17 protein-coding genes are annotated in these 17,952 nt (G+C 64.8%); 11 read left to right on the forward strand and 6 right to left on the reverse strand.

Annotated features, from left to right (window positions below; all coding sequences use genetic code 11):
* Positions 1–143 precede the first annotated feature (143 nt).
* On the forward strand, positions 144–1,775 hold the full coding sequence (locus tag J5M73_RS08210; RefSeq protein ID WP_115582115.1) for a methyl-accepting chemotaxis protein: 1,632 nt from the start codon (positions 144–146) through the stop codon (positions 1,773–1,775).
* Here J5M73_RS08210 and J5M73_RS08215 read toward each other — a convergent pair.
* Positions 1,765–2,976, reverse strand: a complete 1,212-nt coding sequence (locus J5M73_RS08215; protein ID WP_102864187.1) for an MFS transporter — start codon at positions 2,974–2,976, stop codon at positions 1,765–1,767. The two genes, J5M73_RS08210 and J5M73_RS08215, sit on opposite strands and share 11 nt — an antisense overlap.
* A gap of 159 nt (positions 2,977–3,135) precedes the next feature.
* On the opposite strand from J5M73_RS08215, the gene J5M73_RS08220 reads away from it, so the two are divergent.
* Complete coding sequence (locus J5M73_RS08220; RefSeq protein WP_102864186.1) at positions 3,136–4,101, forward strand: AraC family transcriptional regulator; 966 nt, start codon at positions 3,136–3,138, stop codon at positions 4,099–4,101.
* An 83-nt stretch (positions 4,102–4,184) separates the two neighbouring features.
* Positions 4,185–5,027, forward strand: a complete 843-nt coding sequence (locus J5M73_RS08225; RefSeq protein ID WP_102864185.1) for an NAD-dependent protein deacetylase — start codon at positions 4,185–4,187, stop codon at positions 5,025–5,027.
* 3 nt (positions 5,028–5,030) lie between these two features.
* Here J5M73_RS08225 and J5M73_RS08230 read toward each other — a convergent pair whose 3' ends face one another.
* Positions 5,031–5,933, reverse strand: a complete 903-nt coding sequence (locus tag J5M73_RS08230) for a LysR family transcriptional regulator (RefSeq protein ID WP_102864184.1) — start codon at positions 5,931–5,933, stop codon at positions 5,031–5,033.
* A 181-nt stretch (positions 5,934–6,114) separates the two neighbouring features.
* Between J5M73_RS08230 and J5M73_RS08235 the strand changes: the two genes are divergently transcribed.
* The 5 genes from J5M73_RS08235 to J5M73_RS08255 all read left to right on the forward strand — a co-directional run bounded on the left by J5M73_RS08235 (position 6,115) and on the right by J5M73_RS08255 (position 10,135).
* Positions 6,115–6,813 (forward strand): CoA transferase subunit A, encoded by a 699-nt coding sequence (locus tag J5M73_RS08235; RefSeq protein WP_011060621.1) that lies wholly within the window; start codon positions 6,115–6,117, stop codon positions 6,811–6,813.
* A gap of 37 nt (positions 6,814–6,850) precedes the next feature.
* The gene (locus tag J5M73_RS08240) at positions 6,851–7,510 is read left to right on the forward strand and encodes a 3-oxoacid CoA-transferase subunit B (protein WP_011060620.1); all 660 of its coding nucleotides are present in this window, start codon (positions 6,851–6,853) and stop codon (positions 7,508–7,510) included.
* 11 nt (positions 7,511–7,521) lie between these two features.
* Positions 7,522–8,700 carry an acetyl-CoA C-acetyltransferase gene (locus J5M73_RS08245; RefSeq protein WP_102864183.1) on the forward strand — a complete coding sequence of 393 codons (1,179 nt, stop codon included), beginning with the start codon at positions 7,522–7,524 and terminating at the stop codon, positions 8,698–8,700.
* Positions 8,701–8,959: 259 nt separating this feature from the next.
* Entirely contained in the window at positions 8,960–9,367 is a 408-nt protein-coding gene (locus J5M73_RS08250; RefSeq protein WP_102864182.1) for a hypothetical protein, read from the forward strand.
* Between the two features lie 21 nt (positions 9,368–9,388).
* Positions 9,389–10,135, forward strand: coding sequence for a hypothetical protein (locus tag J5M73_RS08255; RefSeq protein ID WP_146036421.1), 747 nt, complete (start codon positions 9,389–9,391; stop codon positions 10,133–10,135).
* A 225-nt stretch (positions 10,136–10,360) separates the two neighbouring features.
* On the opposite strand, the gene J5M73_RS08260 is transcribed toward J5M73_RS08255, so the two are convergent.
* Both J5M73_RS08260 and J5M73_RS08265 read right to left on the reverse strand, forming a co-directional pair.
* Positions 10,361–10,663, reverse strand: coding sequence for a hypothetical protein (locus J5M73_RS08260; protein ID WP_047303532.1), 303 nt, complete (start codon positions 10,661–10,663; stop codon positions 10,361–10,363).
* Between the two features lie 190 nt (positions 10,664–10,853).
* On the reverse strand, positions 10,854–11,777 hold the full coding sequence (locus J5M73_RS08265) for a LysR family transcriptional regulator (protein WP_102864180.1): 924 nt from the start codon (positions 11,775–11,777) through the stop codon (positions 10,854–10,856).
* 129 nt (positions 11,778–11,906) lie between these two features.
* Here J5M73_RS08265 and lysA point away from each other — a divergent pair, with 129 nt between their 5' ends.
* Positions 11,907–13,139, forward strand: a complete 1,233-nt coding sequence (gene lysA / locus J5M73_RS08270) for a diaminopimelate decarboxylase (RefSeq protein ID WP_102864179.1) — start codon at positions 11,907–11,909, stop codon at positions 13,137–13,139.
* 7 nt (positions 13,140–13,146) lie between these two features.
* On the opposite strand, the gene J5M73_RS31830 is transcribed toward lysA, so the two are convergent.
* Entirely contained in the window at positions 13,147–14,871 is a 1,725-nt protein-coding gene (locus tag J5M73_RS31830) for an alkaline phosphatase D family protein (protein ID WP_102864178.1), read from the reverse strand.
* A gap of 36 nt (positions 14,872–14,907) precedes the next feature.
* Positions 14,908–16,344: an MFS transporter gene (locus J5M73_RS08280; protein ID WP_102864177.1), complete on the reverse strand. Its 1,437-nt coding sequence runs from the start codon at positions 16,342–16,344 to the stop codon at positions 14,908–14,910.
* A gap of 128 nt (positions 16,345–16,472) precedes the next feature.
* On the opposite strand from J5M73_RS08280, the gene J5M73_RS08285 reads away from it, so the two are divergent.
* The gene (locus J5M73_RS08285; protein ID WP_102864176.1) at positions 16,473–17,396 is read left to right on the forward strand and encodes a LysR family transcriptional regulator; all 924 of its coding nucleotides are present in this window, start codon (positions 16,473–16,475) and stop codon (positions 17,394–17,396) included.
* A 25-nt stretch (positions 17,397–17,421) separates the two neighbouring features.
* On the forward strand, positions 17,422–17,877 hold the full coding sequence (locus J5M73_RS08290; RefSeq protein WP_102864175.1) for a hypothetical protein: 456 nt from the start codon (positions 17,422–17,424) through the stop codon (positions 17,875–17,877).
* Positions 17,878–17,952: the final 75 nt, after the last annotated feature.

The raw sequence follows: 17,952 nt of genomic DNA on the forward strand, positions 1-17,952 counted from the left end.
ATATTTTCCTGTACATGAAACTTTTTTTGTACAGGAAAAGTCGGACCATTGATGTCATTTGAACATCATTGAGCTATCACGCTGCCTCGTCGAGACACAGCCCTGTGAAGCATTCAGTCAACGGTTTAGGAGCAGTCCTTCCTATGTTTTCCAATCTGAGCATTTCACAAAAGCTCTATGCCGGTTTCGGCGTCGTCCTGCTGATCCTCCTGCTGCTGGTGCTAGCGGCCCTGCGCGGTTTCGATCAGGTCAGCAGCAGTGTCAAAAGCAACATCCACAGTTACGAGGTCCTGAGCCAGTCCGACGCCCTGCTGCGCAGCCTGATCAATGTCGAGACCGGCATGCGCGGTTATGCCCTCACCGGTCGCGACAGCTTCCTCGAACCTCTGGAGCAAGGCGAAAAAGCCTTTGCCGACTATTACGCCCGGATCAAAAGCAGCACCTCCGACAACCCCGAGCAGCAGGCGCGCCTGGAGCGACTCAAGGCCCTGCACGACCAGTGGCTGCGCGACGACGTCCAGGGCAACCTGGACCTGCGCCGGGCGATCAACGCCGGCAGCCAACCGGCTACCGCCATGGCCGAACAGATCAGCGCCGGTCGCGACAAGGCCAAGATGGACGCCATGCGCCAGCTCACCAGTGAATTGCGCGACGCGGAAAAAAGCCTGCAGGACGCCCGCAGCCAGGCCATGGACGACGCCAAGGCCTCGGCCCTGGCGATCCTGATCGGCGGTGGCTTGCTGGCGGCGGTGCTGGCCATGCTGGTGGCCTGGTCGCTGTCCAGCAATCTGGTGGGCCGTATCCGCCAGGCCGTGGACGTGGCCAAGGCCATCGCCGCCGGCCGCCTGGACAGCAGCATCAGCGCCACCGGCCGTGATGAGGTGAGCAACCTGCTGCAGGCCTTCGCCGCCATGCAGGAGCGCCTGCGGAGCATGATCAGCCAGATCAAGCAGGGGGCCGACCAGTTGGTCAGCGCCTCCCAGAGCATTTCCAGTGCTTCGTTGCAGCTCTCGGCCTCGGCCCAGGAGCAGTCCCACTCGGCCTCCTCCATGGCGGCCACGGTGGAAGAGCTGACCGTGAGCATCAACCATGTGGCGGACAACGCCGGGGATGCCCACGCCCTGTCCAGCGAGTCCGGGCGCCAGTCCGAGGAAGGCGGCAGCGTGATCCAGGACACCCTGGGCAGCATGCGCCTGATCGCCGAGACCGTGCAGGCTTCGGCCACCCAGATTGGTGAACTGGGCCAGCACGCCGAGCAGATCTCCAGCATTGTCAGCGTGATCAAGGGCATTGCCGAACAGACCAACCTGCTGGCCCTCAACGCGGCCATCGAAGCCGCCCGGGCCGGGGAACAGGGTCGCGGCTTCGCCGTGGTCGCCGATGAGGTGCGCCTGCTGGCCCAGCGCACGGCCAACTCGACCCAGGAAATCACCGAAATGGTCGGCAAGATCCAGCTGGGCACCCGAGAGGCGGTGAGCAGCATGGACGTGGGGGTCAATCAGGTGAAAAACGGCGTCGAACTGGCCCAGCAGGCCGGTGAGGCCATCGTCAATATCCGCACCTCGTCCGGCAATGTGGTGCGGGTGGTGGACCAAATCTCCCTGGCCCTGCGGGAGCAGACCGCCGCCAGCCAGGATGTGGCGCGCAATGTCGAGCGCATCGCCCAGATGTCCCAGCAGAACAGCCAGGCCGTGGAGGAAACCACTGAGACAGCTCGCTCCCTGCAGCAACTGGCGCAGAACCTGGAACAGCAGGTAAGTGTGTTCAGGCTCTAGGACTGGCACTGGCACTGCCCGACTCAAGCGCTCGGGCACGCACCAGCATCAGACTCAGCCCCGCACCCAGCAGCAGGACCGCGATCAGCATCAGCCAGGCGCTGGCAAAACCCGCCGCGCCCTGCTGCACGGCGCCGAACAGCACCGGCCCCAGGGCGAACCCGGCGAAGAAGCCTGCCGAGAGCAGACCCGAGGCGCAGGCCGGGCTGCCAAAGGCCGGATCGCGCAGCAGCATGCTCATGGCGATGGCGTTGGTGGCCACGGCGCTCAGGCCCATGCCCAGAGCGCCGAACCACAAGGGCCAGTGCGCCTGAGGCGTGGCCTGGGCAGTCACCGCCAGGGCCAGGCTGGCCAGGAGCATCAGCGTCAGCAGCAGCCAGGACTCCTCGGCCATGCGGGCCGCCAATGGCGTCAGCAGGGTTCGGGCCAGGATGCCCATGACCCCGAACCCGGCGACCATGGCCCCGGTCTCGCCGACCGTCACTCCTTGGCGGGCCGCGAATACCCCAAGAAAGGTCACGAAGGACGAAAGCACCAGGCCGACACACAGCTGCACGCTGAGCAGCAGCGTCAGCCGTGAATTGGGCCGGGGAATCGTCAGGCTCACGGCCTTGCCCACGGCGCTGTCCGGCGCCACCCTGGGCCCCCACAGGGCCAGCAGCAATGTCGGCACAAGCAGGCAGGCCAGGGCTGCGCGCCAGCCCAGAGACCCGGCCAGAGGCGGCAGCAACAGGCCGGCGATCAGCGCGGACAACTGCACCCCGGACTGTTTCAGCCCCACCACCGCGGCCTTGCTGCGGGCCTCGACACATTCGGCCACCAGCAGTTGGGTCACCGGGTTGGCCAGGGCCTGGGCCACTCCGCAGATCGCCAGGGCCAGCAGCGCCCCGGCAAAGCCCGGCAAGCTGACCAGCAGGCCATACCCCGCCAGGGTCGCCCAGAACAGCAAGGCCAGGCCCCGGCGGATGCCGAGTCGGCTGGCCAGCGGCCCCGCCCACAGGGACAGCAATGCCGCCAGGCCAAAGGCGCTGGTCAGCAGCCAGCCCAGCCAGTGGGGCGCAATCCCAAGATCGGCGATCAGCAGGGGCCCGAGGGCGCCGATGGCATAGAAGATCAGCATCGGCAGGCCCATGGCACACACCAGCACCGTACGCAGCCAGAGCCCACGGGGACTGGCGTTTTTCAAGCTCTGAGGGTTCATCCCTTGCTCCGTGGCAGGTGGCGCGCCGCCGGGTGACGACGCTCACCCCTGCTTGGGAAACAGCTTACTTTCTAGCGAGAATGCTTATCATGCGTGTTCATATGGGAAACGGATCCATTCCCATGGCAAACGCAGAACATCCATTGCAGGAGCGCGAACATGGCCGTTGCACCCGGTTCTTCCCAGTCCTATCGCTTGCCGTGCCACGCACCACGCGAGCACCGCCAGGCCCCGGGCGGCGGGTCACGCCAGCAGTTGCCCCAGGCCCTGGGCGATTGCTACAGCGACAGCCTGCCCCTGGCCCAGGACCTCACCCTGGTGCGCTCGCGCTACCACCCCAATCGCCCCTTGATCGAAGAGGCCAGCAGTTGCCACGCTGGCCGTCTACTGGTGATCACCTGTGCCCTGCAAGGCACCTCGGGCTACCTCGACGCCAAGGGTTCGAGCCTGGTGTTTCGCGCCGGGCACACCAGCGTCAGCGCCTTCCAGGCCAGCCGCGGCGAACGCCGTTATGGCGCCAATGAAACGGTGGAGCAACTGCGCCTGCTGGTGGGCGAAACCCTGCTCCAGCAGTACCTGGGCCCCACCCGGGCTCGCCAGTTGCTGGGCCAGGACGCCGTGCAATTGCTGGCCTGCGGGCCCACCTCCCGGGCCAGTGCCGGCCATCTCAGTGCCCTGGCCCAACCCTGGGGCCGGCAGCAGCCAGCGACGCTGGAGTTGCACATTCACGCCCTGAGCCTGCTGTCCCTGCAATTGCAGGCCCTGGCCCCCGCCCCTGTCGCCCCGGGCCGGCGCCTGAAGGCCGCCGATCTTGAACGGCTGCAGCAGGTGCGCGACCTGATGTTCGAGCAGATGCACCAGCCCTTGAGCGTGGCCTATCTGTGCGCCGCTGTGGGGCTGAACGAGTTCAAGCTCAAGCAGGGCCTGCGCGAGCATTACCACACCACGCCGCAGCGCATGCTCCTGGAAATCCGCATGGGCCATGCCCACCGCCTGTTGGAAGGCGGCTGCCAGGTGGCCCAGGCGGCCTATCAGGTGGGCTACCGCTTTCCTGGCAACTTCAGCGCGGCCTTTACCCGGTTCTATGGCAAGTCACCCAAGTCGGTGTTCGGCCCCCGGCGCTGAACCGCGGGTAAGACACTGGCGCCGCGAAGGCTTTGCGTCTATTTCTGGTAGGCGTCCCTGGTCACTGGAAACGAGTGCAGCCCATGATCGACCGCCCTACTGCCCCACCGCTCGAACAACTCGCCGCCGCCATGCACGGCCAGCCGTTCATGGTCCTTACCGGCGCCGGCATCAGCACCCCGTCGGGCATCCCCGACTACCGCGACAACGACGGCGTGCGCCGCGGCAAGCAGCCGATGATGTACCAGGAGTTCCTCGGCCAGGCCGAAGCCCGGCGCCGCTACTGGGCCCGGGCCATGCTCGGCTGGCCGCGCATGCGCCAGGCCCGGCCGAATGCTGCGCACCAGGCGTTGGCGCAATTGCAGGCGGCAGGAAGCATCGCCGGGGTGATCACCCAGAATGTCGACACCCTGCACGATCAGGCCGGCAGCCTGGACGTCATCGAGCTGCACGGCAGCCTGCACCGGGTGCTGTGCCTGGACTGCGGCCAACGCAGCCAGCGCGATGCCATCCAGCAGCAGTTGCAGGCGCTCAATCCCTACCTGGCCGGCGTCGACGCGGTGCAGGCACCGGATGGCGACACCCTGCTGGACCCGGCCTTCGAGGAACGCTTCCAGGTGCCCCGCTGCCCCTACTGCGACGGTGACCGCTTGAAGCCCGACGTGGTGTTCTTCGGCGAGAACGTGGCCCAGATCACCGCCGCCCGGGCCTTGAGTGCCGTGCACGAGGCCGCCGGCCTGCTGGTGGTGGGTTCATCGCTGATGGCGTATTCGGCGTTTCGCCTGTGCCGCGCCGTGGCGGACCAGGGCAAGCCGCTGCTGGCCATCAACTTCGGCAAGACCCGCGCCGACGAGTTGCTGGACCTCAAGCTCGGCGAGCCCTGTGACCAGCTCCTGCCGCTGTTGGCCGAACGCCTGCTGCGCTAAGCCTCAAAGCATGGCCACGCGCTGGTCGAGGTTTTCCTCGCGCAGGATGTCGAACAGCGCCTGGGCCGCGGTGGACAACTCCTCCCCCGGCTTGGTCAAGACGCCGATGGCCCGCTCCACCACCGGATCATCCAGGGTCAGGCAATGCCCGCCCAGCTCGCGCATGTGCTGGGCACACAGCGCCGGCACCGCACTGACGCCCAGACCGCTGGCGACCATGCGCCCCACAGTCGCCAACTGGTGGCTTTCGAATTCCACCGGCAACTGCACGCCCCGGGCCCGCAGATGGTCCTCCAGCATCACCCGCACCGTGGACGGCCGCTGCAGGGTGATAAAGGGCTCCTGCAGCAGCGTCTGCCAGTCGATGCGGCTGCGCTGCGCCAGGGGCGAATCCTTGGGCACCACGGCCACGAAACGGTCGATGTACAGCGGGGTGAACAGCAAGGAAGTGCTGTCCTGAGGCTCGAAGGCCACCCCCAGCTCCACCTCGCGGTCGCGGACCATCTCCAGCACCTGCTCGTTGACCACGTCATTGACCGTGACGTTGACCTGGGGGTAGCGGGCACGAAAGTGCTTGAGAATCGGCGGCAGCAGGTTACCGGCAAAGGACGGCATGGCCGCCACCGTCACCCGCCCGCGCTGCAGGGTGAAACGCTGGCGCAGTTCGTCCTCGGCGTTGTCCCAATCGGCGATCAGGCGCCGGGCCAGGGGCAGCAGAGCCTCGCCTTCCGGGGTCAGCGCCACATTGCGTGTATTGCGGGTAAACAACCGTCCGCCCAAGCCTTCTTCCAGGGCCTTGATGGTCAGGCTCAAGGCCGACTGCGACAGGTGCAGGCGTTCGCAGGCCAGGGCAAAGCTCAAACTGTGGGCCACCGCCAGAAAGGCCCGAATCTGTTTAACCGTCATCTGTCATCCTCATGGGGGGCAGCGGCAAGCTATAAACTTCAGGCCGCAAGCTTGGAGCTGATTATGCTTCTTTTCAAATCAATCAACCTTAAAAATCAACTTAACAAATCAATCGTGCAGCGCAACACTGATCCGCAAACGGCTGGCCAGCCGCCAACGAACAAGAAAGAGGATGGTGCAAATGGCAGGTTTCGATAAGCGCGTGGCGTCCTATGAGGAAGCCCTGGAAGGTCTGCAAGATGGCATGACCGTGATCGCCGGCGGCTTCGGTCTGTGCGGTATCCCCGAGAACCTGATCGCCGAGATCAAGCGCCGCGGCACCCGCGATCTGACCGTGGTGTCGAACAACTGCGGGGTCGACGGTTTCGGCCTGGGCGTACTGCTGGAGGACCGCCAGATCAGCAAGGTGATCGCCTCCTACGTCGGTGAAAACGCCCTGTTCGAGAAACAGCTGCTCAGCGGCGAAATCGAAGTGGTGTTGACTCCCCAAGGCACCCTGGCGGAAAAAATGCGCGCTGGCGGCGCCGGCATCCCGGCCTTCTTCACCGCTACCGGCGTCGGCACCCCAGTGGCCGACGGCAAGGAAACCCGCGAGTTCAAGGGCCGCACCTACCTGATGGAAGAATCCATCACCGGTGACTTCGCCATCGTCAAGGGCTGGAAGGCCGACCATTTCGGCAACGTGGTCTATCGCCACACCGCGCAGAACTTCAACCCCCTGGCGGCCACCGCCGGCAAGATCACCGTGGTCGAAGTGGAAGAAATCGTCGAGCCGGGCGAGCTGGACCCGACGCAGATCCACACCCCTGGCATCTACGTTGACCGGGTCATCTGCGGCACCTTCGAGAAGCGCATCGAACAGCGCACCGTGCGCAAGTGATCGCCCTTCCCCAGCCCGACTAACAAGGACAACCAACATGGCTCTTACCCGCGAACAAATGGCTCAGCGCGTCGCCCGCGAACTGCAGGACGGCTTCTACGTCAACCTCGGCATCGGCATTCCGACCCTAGTGGCCAACTACATCCCCGACGGCATGGAAGTCATGCTGCAGTCGGAAAACGGCCTGCTGGGCATGGGCGCCTTTCCGACTGAAGACGAAGTCGACGCTGACATGATCAACGCCGGCAAGCAGACGGTGACCGCACGCATCGGCGCCTCGATCTTCTCCTCCGCCGAATCCTTCGCGATGATCCGCGGCGGCCATATCGACCTCACCGTACTCGGCGCCTTCGAAGTCGACGTGCAGGGCAACATCGCCTCGTGGATGATCCCCGGCAAGCTGGTCAAGGGCATGGGCGGCGCCATGGACCTGGTGGCCGGTGCCGAGAACATCATCGTCACCATGACCCACGCCTCGAAAGACGGCGAATCCAAGTTGCTCAGCCGCTGCAGTCTGCCGCTGACCGGCGCCCAGTGCATCAAGCGCGTGCTCACCGACCTGGCCTACCTGGAGATCGAGAACGGCGCCTTCATCCTCAAGGAGCGCGCCCCCGGGGTCAGCGTCGAGGAAATCGTCAGCAAGACCGCCGGCAAGCTGATCGTGCCGGACCACGTGCCTGAAATGCAGTTCGCTTAAGGAGCCCCACCATGCAAGACGTCGTTATCGTTGCCGCTACTCGTACCGCCGTGGGCAGTTTCCAGGGCTCCCTGGCGGGCATTCCCGCCGTCGACCTGGGCGCCGCGGTGATTCGCCAACTGCTGGCCCAGACCGGCATCGACCCGGCCCAGGTGGACGAAGTGATCATGGGCCAGGTGCTCACCGCCGGCGCCGGGCAGAACCCCGCGCGCCAGGCCGCGATCAAGGCCGGCCTGCCCCACGCCGTGCCCGCCATGACCCTGAACAAGGTCTGCGGCTCTGGCCTTAAAGCCCTGCACCTGGGCGCCCAGGCCATCCGCTGCGGCGATGCCGAAGTGATCATCGCCGGCGGCCAGGAAAACATGAGCCTGTCCAACTACGTGCTGCCCGGCGCCCGCACCGGCCTGCGCATGGGCCACAGCCAGATGATCGACAGCATGATCAGCGACGGCCTGTGGGACGCCTTCAACGACTACCACATGGGCATCACCGCCGAGAACCTGGTGGAAAAATACGGCATCAGCCGCGAAGCCCAGGACGCCTTCGCCGCCGCCTCCCAACAGAAAGCCGCAGCGGCCATCGAGGCCGGGCGCTTTGTTGACGAGATCACCCCGATCCAGATTCCCCAGCGCAAGGGCGAACCGCTGACCTTCGCCACCGACGAACAACCGCGCCCCGGCACCACCGCCGAAGCCCTGGCCAAGCTCAAGCCGGCATTCAAGAAAGACGGCAGCGTCACCGCCGGCAACGCCTCGGCGCTGAACGACGGCGCCGCCGCGGTGATGCTGATGAGCGCCAGCAAGGCCCGGGCCCTGGGCTTGCCAGTACTGGCCAGGATCGCCGCCTACGCCAACGCCGGGGTCGACCCGGCGATCATGGGCATCGGCCCGGTCTCGGCCACCCGCCGCTGCCTGGACAAGGCCGGCTGGACCCTGGACCAGTTGGACCTGATCGAAGCCAACGAAGCCTTCGCCGCGCAATCCCTGTCCGTGGCCAAGGAGCTTGCGTGGGATGCGAACAAGGTCAACGTCAACGGTGGCGCCATTGCCATCGGCCACCCGATCGGCGCGTCGGGTTGCCGTGTGCTGGTGACCCTGCTGCATGAAATGCTCAAGCGCGACGCCAAGAAAGGCTTGGCGACCCTGTGCATCGGCGGCGGTCAGGGCGTGGCATTGGCCATCGAGCGCTAAGCCGCTATCGCGCTTCACGGCTGGCCCCCGGACCCACGATACCCGGCGACCTGTCGGCAACACACCCGGCGCACTTACCCGTGCGCCGAGTGCATTTCGCGACCTGACCGATGGCCCACGCAAGCCGCTAGCGGCGCTATAGCCGTCAGCTACATTCAACTTGTACGGCTGGCGCGATCCTGCTTTTCGACACTTACTCCTACTGACTCACCGCTGAAACAGTACGGGGTCGTGCCCGCGCCAACGAGCGGGAGGCAGCATGAAGATCTCAGAGGGAATTCAGATACTCGCCAACCTGGCGCAGGCCAAGGCGCTGGCGTTGCAACACGTCAACCAATCCGTCGTGCCGTTCAACAAAGTCAGCACAGATGCGCCTGAGCAGAAGATCGTCTACCAGCCCGGTACGGACGAGGAAAAAGACGCCATCGACGCCTTCCAGAGCCGCCTGAAGGAGCCGGAGCTGACCACGTCCACCACCGAGAAACCGCTCGCCGAACTGGCGGTCACGGCGATTACCCGGTACATCCAGATAATGGAAAAAACCAGCTTCAAGAGAACCAAGGCCGACTACCCCGCCTTGCGTAAGGTTCTTCTGCTGCTCGACCTGAGCATCCTGACCTCGATGGTCTGGTCCCTATCAGTGAATCAGTCCAGTACCACCCGCTAAGCCGTTTGCAAGGATTGCATCATGAAGAAATGGATCGCCTTAACGCTAATCTGCATTGCCCTCTTGAGCTTGAGCACATTGGCGACACTCTCTGTCTGTTGTTCGTCCTCCATGACGGGCCTGCCCAGCGAGATCGGCAAATCGGCGCTACAACTGCTGATGGTCTCGGTGATCGGCACAACCGTCTCGTTGCTGGTGTTTGAGTATCAGCGCGAACGACAAGCTACCGACAGAACCGCGGAGCAAGCCCGTCAAGCCAGCGAAAAACAGCGCGACCTGCAACAGAAGCGTTTCGAATACCGAGAATCGCTGTTGACCTCAGTGCTTTCCAGGACCATGAACGCCTATAGCAAGACCAAGAAAGCCCGGCGCATGACCCGAGCGCATATGACGCTTATAGGTACAGTGCGCCAGCTTTCGCTGAATCAATACGACACTTTCTTCGACTTGATCAATGAGGCTCAATTTGAGCTGGAAAATCTCAAGCGGGATATCAGGACCAGCGCCAAGGCCTTCTACGACGCCAAACACCTGACAGATAATCTGCAGACCATGGACGACTACCTGGGACACCTGATTGGCGAATACGAAGTCAGCCGGCAGAAATTCACCGGCATTGCGCCAACCCTGCCACTCGCTGGCCTTCCATTGCTGGAGAACTTTCTTGAACCGGCGGCCAGCAGCGATTTCAAACCCAAGATGATTATGCCTTACAGCACTATCCAGGCCGTCATCCGCGAAGACCTGCTGCATCCCAACCTGCCCTGAAAGCCCCCACGCCTTGTCGCTCAACGCCGGTGCCGCCGCAGTGCTGCTGGTCAACGCCAGCAAGGCACGGACCCTGTGCCTGCTACTGGCGAAAATCGCCGCCTGCGCCAATGCCAGACAAGCTTGTGAAGGCGCTGGCCGAACGGCGTTTTGCTTGCCAGCGAAGGCGCCCTCAAGATCGCCTTCGCCAGCAAGCTGGCCCCTACAGAAAAAGCTGGCTCCTGGTTACGCCAGGTCAAGCTGAACACCGTCCGGCGCGCCCTCGACCGTCCATTGGCGGGCCCAGTCACTGTCTTGTTCCACACTACTGAAGCCGTGATAGACCACATTCAACTGGGTGGCCTGGGCTGTCACCCCATTGCAGATCAAATACAGAGTGGCATTGGCATCCGCTTGCAGAACATAAAGAACCACATTGCCTTGAGCAGGAATGTTCACATTGGCCAGGTTGTTGCCCTGGGCAGTGCCCCTGATGGCAACTTGCTGCGCAGCAGCGGTGTTATTGCGGGCATGGATGGCGATAGGCATTTTCTTCAACTCCGGAACCCGTCAGCGGATTCAGTCGGTAGGGATTGAAATGCTGTCGCCCGACTCGCTTGAGAGGTTCAGTCGACAGCTGAGGCCATCCTCGGTAATTGTCGACAGCCAGACGAGAGGGACATGTTTCCCTGAAGAGCCAGGTTCCACTCTCGATATTGCACATAGGCCTCGAATGCCCCTAAGCGCCCTGCACTATCCGCCCCACCTGCTCTTGCAGCCCCTTGGCCTGGGCCCGCAACGATTGGCAAAAGCCCTCGACAAAACTCGATGAAGGCCGGTAGTCCGGGCGGATCAGCATCACCCGATACGGCACCGACAGCTGCAACGGACGGATCGCCAAGCCACGCCCCACTTCCTCCATGGCGCTCAAGGGATTGATGATCGCCACCCCCAGTTTCTGGCGCACCATGGCGCACACCGAGGCGGCGTTGGTGGTTTCCACCACCACCCGGCGATCGACCCCGGCCTGGCGAAAATGCTCGTCCAGGGTTTGCCGGTAGATATCCAGGCCCGAGAGGTTGATGAAGTTCTGCCCGCGAAAATCCTCCGAAGTCAGCCGTGGCCTGGCCAACAGCGGATGATCGTCCGGGAGGATGCAGACCATATCGGCGCAGAACAGCAGTTCCCCTTGAGTACCTCGTGGCAGGTGCTCGCTTTCAGTGAGGCCCAGGTCATGGCGCTGGGCGCTGAGGGACTCTTCCAGCAACGGCGACTCCTGGGCAGTGATGCTCAGGCCGATCCCCGGATGCGCTTGCAAAAAGCGCTGGCACACCCGCGGCAGCAGGGTCTGGGAGAACAGTGGCAGGCAGCTCAGGCTCAACTGGCCGTGCTCGAAACGGCGGATCGACTGGGCCACGCTGTTGATCCGCTCCAGCCCCACATAGGCCCGCTCGACCTCTTCAAGCAACAGCAGGGCCTGGGCCGTGGGCAGCAGGCGCCCGCCTTCGCGGTCGAACAGGCGCAGACCGGAAAGCGCCTCCAGCCGCGCCAGTTCGCGACTGACCGTGGGCTGCGAGGTGAACAGCAGGCGCGCGGCGCCGGTGACGCTGCCGGCCTGCATGATGGCGCGGAAGACTTCGATGTGCCGCAGGGAGATGTCCATGAACAGAGGCTCGCTTGATCGCTCAACCCATATCAAATCTGAATCAGGCTACAAATAATAGATATTTTATTGAATGACCGGAAATCGGCATGCTGCAGCCACTCTCACTGACCACAGACAGCAATCGCCATGGCCATTCCCTTCTCTCCTGCTCAACTCGCCGCCGCCGCCCGCCAATATGGCACTCCACTGTGGTGCTATGACGCCGCCACCATCCAGGCGCGCATTGCCCAGCTGCAGGCCTTCGACGTGGTGCGCTACGCCCAGAAAGCCTCGTCCAACCTGCACCTGCTGCGCCTGATCCGCGAAGCCGGGGTACGGGTCGACGCCGTATCCCTGGGAGAAATCGAGCGTGCCCTGCTGGCCGGCTTCAGCCCGGTGGATGCCGGCATCGTCTTCACTTGCGACCTGTTCGACGCAGCCACCCTCAAGCGCGTGGTGGAACTGCAAGTGGAGGTCAACGCCGGCTCCATCGACATGCTCCGTCAACTCGGGGAGCAGTCCCCGGGGCACCGGGTCTGGCTGCGGATCAACCCGGGCTTCGGCCACGGCCACAGCCGCAAGACCAACACTGGCGGCGAGAACAGCAAACACGGCATCTGGCACGATCAGGTCGGCGAAGCCCTGGCGGTGATCCGCCAGTACGGCCTGCACCTGGTGGGCCTGCACATGCACATCGGTTCCGGGGTCGACTACGACCACCTGGAACAAGTGGGCGCGGCCATGGTGGCGGCGGTGAAATCCCTGGACCACGACATCGAGGCGTTCTCCATTGGTGGCGGCCTGTCCACCCCTTACCGCGACGGCGACACCGCGGTGGACGTGCAGCGCTACGCCAACGCCTGGAGCGTTGCGCGCCGGGAGATCGAGGCCTACCTGGGCCACGGCGTGCGCATGGAAATCGAGCCCGGGCGTTTCCTGGTGGCCGAGGCCGGTTGCCTGGTCAGCGAAGTACGGGTGGTGAAGACCGCCGGCCAGCATCACTTCGTGCTGGTGGACACCGGCTTCAACGACCTGATGCGCCCGGCCATGTACGGCGCCTACCACGGCATGAGCCTGCTGGACGCCAGCGGCCAGCCGGTGCAGCGCCCGCAACAGCTGACCGTGGTCGGCGGCCCACTGTGCGAATCCGGCGATATCTTCACCCAGGACGACGAATGCCTGACCCCGCGCCTGCTGCCCCAGGCCCAGGTTGGCGACCTGCTGGTGCTGCACGACACCGGCGCCTATGGCGCCAGCATGTCCTCCAACTACAACAGCCGGCCGCTGCTGCCGGAAGTGCTGTTCGCCAACGGCCAGCCACAGCTGATCCGCCGGCGCCAGCCCCTGGCGGACTTGCTGGCGCTGGAACTGGGGTTGTAAGGCGCCGTTACCAGGGCTCCAGCCGGAGCCGTTCCTCCTGGTTGTTCACGCTGTCGTCCTGCTTGCGGGTCAACAGCGGCGCACCGTCGGCGCCGTAGAACTGCACCACCAACTCGGCGCTGTCGGGATGCAAGTCGAGACGGGCGAAGTTATCGGCCTGGGTAAAGGCCCAGGTGTGGTAATCCATGGTGTGGGTACCGTCGAGAAGCGCAAAGCTATCGGGCGTCTGCGGCGCCGTTGAGTCGTGCACGTAACCGGCCGGGTCACCGTCGGCAAAGGGAAAAGGCCAGTAGAAGGCCGACGAGGTGACGGCATAGGACTTCAGGGCCTGACCCGCGGCACTGAACGTCAACCGGGAAATGTTCGAGCAGTGAATGTCTCCGGACAGGAACACCACGTTCTGCACCTGGTGCTCGATCATGGTTTCCAGCACGGCGCGCCGCGTGGAGGGGAAAGCCGACCAGGAGTCGCTGTCGTTCTTGTGGCGCACGGCATCAGAGTCTGTGCCCACGGTATCCACACCGTTGGGCACAAAGACGCTGGAAGTGACCACGAACTTGGGGATGTTGCCCCGATCCTCCTGCATGTGGCGCAACCAGGCACACAGCCGGTCGAGCTGACCCGGTTCGCTGGGGTGCAGTGAAGGACGACCCAGCAGATGGTTGTCCTCCAGGGCGTCCGGCACATCATCGAGAAAGCGCTGGGTACGGGTGTCGAGCACGAAGAACGGGTAGTCGCCACAGGAGAAGTCGTAGAACAGCTGGTTGGTCTGCAAGTGCTGCAGGTACTTGTCGTCACCGGTCATGGCCCGGCCATGGACATAGCTGTCGGCAAAGCGGGGTCCATGGCTCCACTGGTAGCTCATGTAGGCGCCCATGGCGAGGTTGAACAGCAGGCGCTTGTCACGGTCCTTGCGAATCCGGTCCTGGGTCCAGTTGTCCTCGATCTCGTGGTCGTCGAGGATCATGTAGGTGGGCAGGTGGGCCAGCAATTGGCGGATGTTCGGCGAGCCGAAGGCGCTGTGGTAGCGCTCCTCGAATTCCTCGAACGTATCCGCCAGCCCCACCGGCACCAGGCGGTTGAACAGGTCGGCATAAATCTGGTCGCCCACCATCAGCACCAGTTGCGCATCCCCATGGTCGGCCAGCATCGGCCCGAAGATGGTGTCGGAATTCTTGCGTTTCCACAGCAGCCCCGGGTAGCGGCAAGACCCCAGCAGAAAGCTCAGGGGCGCTGGTTTGGCGCCGGCACTGGGGTGGGTTGTGAACTCGGCTTCGACGTACATCTTGTCGGCCCCGGTGCGGTTCAGATCATTGGCCCAGGCGCCAGGCTCGGGCAGACGCTGCACCACCGACTCGCTGGACACATCATCATCGTTGCTGCCCGCGTCATCGACGTTGAGCGACGCCATGCGCACCCGATACCGGGTGTCAGGCGTCAGCACAAAGGGCTTGAGCTGCTTGCGCGCGGCCTGGTTGCTCCACAGGCTGGTGTCGACACCGAGATTGAAAGTGCCGGTACGGTGGTACTCGCGTCGCAAGCGAAAATAGAAGATGTTGTCCGCCGCGACCCGACCATTGCTACCCACCACACCAATCACGCCGATGGTGCGGATATCCTCCGCCACGCCCTTCTCGTCCAGGGCATCGGAGGCAGCGATCCATAAACGGCAGGACGTATCGGTGGTGTGCCCGACAATCGGGCCTAAAGAAGGGGTGCGAAGTGTACTCACGGTGACCTGCTCCTTGGTGGGGTGTGCAGGCCAAGCTTAGTTCGGGCGCGGCAACCGACAAGCCGGATCAGGCGCCTCGGACAACCGGTCGAAACAGGCGACAATTAGCGCCAGCAGCATCAGGACGGCAGCGACCGCAAAGGTCCAGTGCATGCCACGGGCCACCGCCGCGACATCGGCAGGACCGCCCTCGCCCGGCCGCGACATCACGGCAAACAACGCCCCCATGGCGGCCGCGCCGCTGATCAGGCCAAGGTTGCGTGACAAGCTCAACAGGCCCGCCGTCAGCCCCCGTTGCTGCGCTGCCACGTCGAGCATCACCAGGCTGTTGTTGGCCGCCTGGAACAGCGCATAGCTGGCGGTCACCAGGGCAATGGGCAGCAGGTACCCCGCCAGCCCCAGGCTCACGGGCAACAGCGCCAGCAGGCACAGACCGAAGAACATGCCCAGCAGCCCGAGCCGGCACAAGCGCCGGGCGCCGAGCCTATCCACCAGGCGTCCGGCGGGTACCCCGCTCAGGGTCGCCACCAGCGGCCCCAGGGACAGGCACAGGCCCACCCAGACAGTCGCCAGCCCCAGCCCCTGGGACAGATAGAAAGGCCCGATCACCAGAGTGGTCATGATCACCGTGGACACCAGCAGGCTCAGTAGCAGGCTGCGGCGCAGTTGCGGCCGGCGCAGCAAGGCGGGCTGAAACAGCGGCGCGGCGACCCGTCGCTCGACCCACACCAACAGCACGCCCCCACCCACCGCTACCGACAACAGTCCCAGGTTCAACAGCGCCAGCGGGTTGTCACCCAGGGTCAGGGCCAGGGCATAGGCACCCAGGCTCAGGGCCAGGAGCAGCGTCCCGGGCAGATCGAAAGCGCTGGCTGAGGTGGCTTTGGGGTCCTGTGGCAGGCAACGCCAGGCCAGCAGCCACGCCAGTAGTCCCAACGGCACATTGACCAGGAAAATCCAGCGCCAGCCGACGCCGGCCAGCAACAGGCTGCCCAGGGACGGACCGACAGTGGTGCCCAGGGCCGACAGGCTGCCCAGCACGCCCATGGCCGTTCCCATGTGAGCCTTGGGTAACGCGTCGCCCACCAGGGCCATGCTCAGGGCCAGCATCAGGGCCGCCCCCAGGCCTTGCAGGGCCCGGGCCGCCAGCAGCCAACCGAGGCTTGGCGCCAGACCACAGAGCAGCGAAGCCAGGGTGAACAGGGCGATCCCGCCCAGCAGCACCCGGCGCCGGCCCAGCAGATCTCCCAGGCGCCCGGCGCTGGCAATCAAGGTGGTGATCACCAGCAGGTAGGCCAGGACAATCCACTGCACCTGCTGAAAGGATGCCTCCAGGCTCCGGGCCAGGCTCGGCAGCGCGGCGTTGGCAATGCTGGTGTCCAGGGACGGCATCAGCGTCGCCAGCGACAGGCTGGCCAGGGCCCAGCGTGCACGGGATCGAAGCGCGGGACGGTTCGACTCAAGGGTGGGCATTGCGCAGACTCCATCAAGGCATTTGCCCGCCAGCCTATGTCCGCGCCAGACCTGGCGGAAGACGCAGCCTTTGCAGTTAATTGATGCATGCAACGCCATGTCAGCCCTGGGCGTGCTAGATTCCGCCCATGTCGACTCCCGATCTGAATCTGCTGCTGACCCTGGACGTACTGCTGAGCGAAGGCAGTGTGGCCCGGGCCGCCCTGCGCCTGAACCTGAGCCCGTCGGCCATGAGCCGGGCCCTGTCCCGCCTGCGCCAGGCCACCGGTGACCCGCTGCTGGTCCGCGCCGGACGCGGCCTGGTGCCCACGCCCCGGGCACTGGAGCTGCGCCAGCAAGTCGGACCGCTGGTGGAGCAAGCTCAGGCCGCCCTGCGCCCGGCCGAGCAGATCGACCTCAGGCAACTGGTGCGCACCTTCACCCTGCGCAGCCGCGACGGTTTCGTCGAGAACTTCGGCCCGGCCCTGATCAACCGCCTGCGGGCCGAAGCGCCCGCGGTACGGGTGCATTTCGTGCCCAAGCTGGACCGCGACAGCAAGCCCCTGCGCGAGGCCAGCGTCGATCTGGAAACCGCAGTGATCGATGCCGACACCAGCCCCGAGTTGCGCACCCGGGCGCTATTTCGCGATCGCTTTATCGGCGTGGTGCGCAGCGACCACCCCTTGAGCCGCGGCCCGGTGAGTCTCGACCATTACCTGGCCGGCCAGCACATCCTGGTGTCCCACCAGGGGCACGACCATAGCCGCATGGACGATACGCTGCAGGCCCTGGGCCGGCAGCGGCAGATCGTCACCCTGGTCAGCGGTTTTTCCGCGGCCCTGGCCCTGGCCCGGGGTTCGGACCTGATCGCCTTGGTGCCCGAGCGCCACACCAGCAACCTGCGAGAAGGCCTGCACAGTTTCCGCCTGCCGGTACCGCTACCGGAGCTGACCATTTCCCTGCTCTGGCACCCGCGCATGGAGGCCGACCCGGCCCATCGCTGGTTGCGCCAATGCGTCCACGAACTCTGCAGCGACACCACAGATACCCTAGCCGGCGGCCACCACCGCTGATGCCCCTGATCGTCGAGACTCTGCAATGCCCTCACCCTCACTAGCCGTACCCGTTGCCCCCCTCAGGTACCTACCCGCCATCGTCGCGCTGCTCTGGGGGCTGTCCCTGGCAATCGTTCGGGCCTGGCAGCCGATGGATTATTTCTGGGAAAACTTCGCCGCCTACTGGCTGCCCCAAGGGCTGATCCTCGGCCTGCTGCTGTGCACCCGGCCCACGCCGGCGCTGTTCACCGGAGTGGCCCTGGCCCTGGCGGCGCACCTGCAGCTGTTCTGCCTGTGGATCACCTCCCCGATCGACAGCATGGGCTGGCTGTTCTACCTGTTCGATTTTCCGGGCGCGCTGGTCGGCGCCGCCATTGCCCGCTTCCTGGCCACGCACAGGGCCGCGGGCAAACCGCTGGCGAGCGGGCTGCTGGGTTTTGGCGGGGTGGCCTTGGGGCTGTTGCTGAACTTTCAACTGGTGCTGTTCAGCCAACACTGAATCGGGGCGACGACAGCGCCCCGCAGAGGGAGTTGAGACTCACCCGGGCCGCCGGCGGCCCGGGTGAGTGAGTCT

It is taken from the genome of Pseudomonas sp. 50_B, from assembly GCF_017491625.1.
In the GTDB taxonomy this organism is placed as follows: Bacteria; Pseudomonadota; Gammaproteobacteria; order Pseudomonadales; family Pseudomonadaceae; genus Aquipseudomonas; species Aquipseudomonas danubii.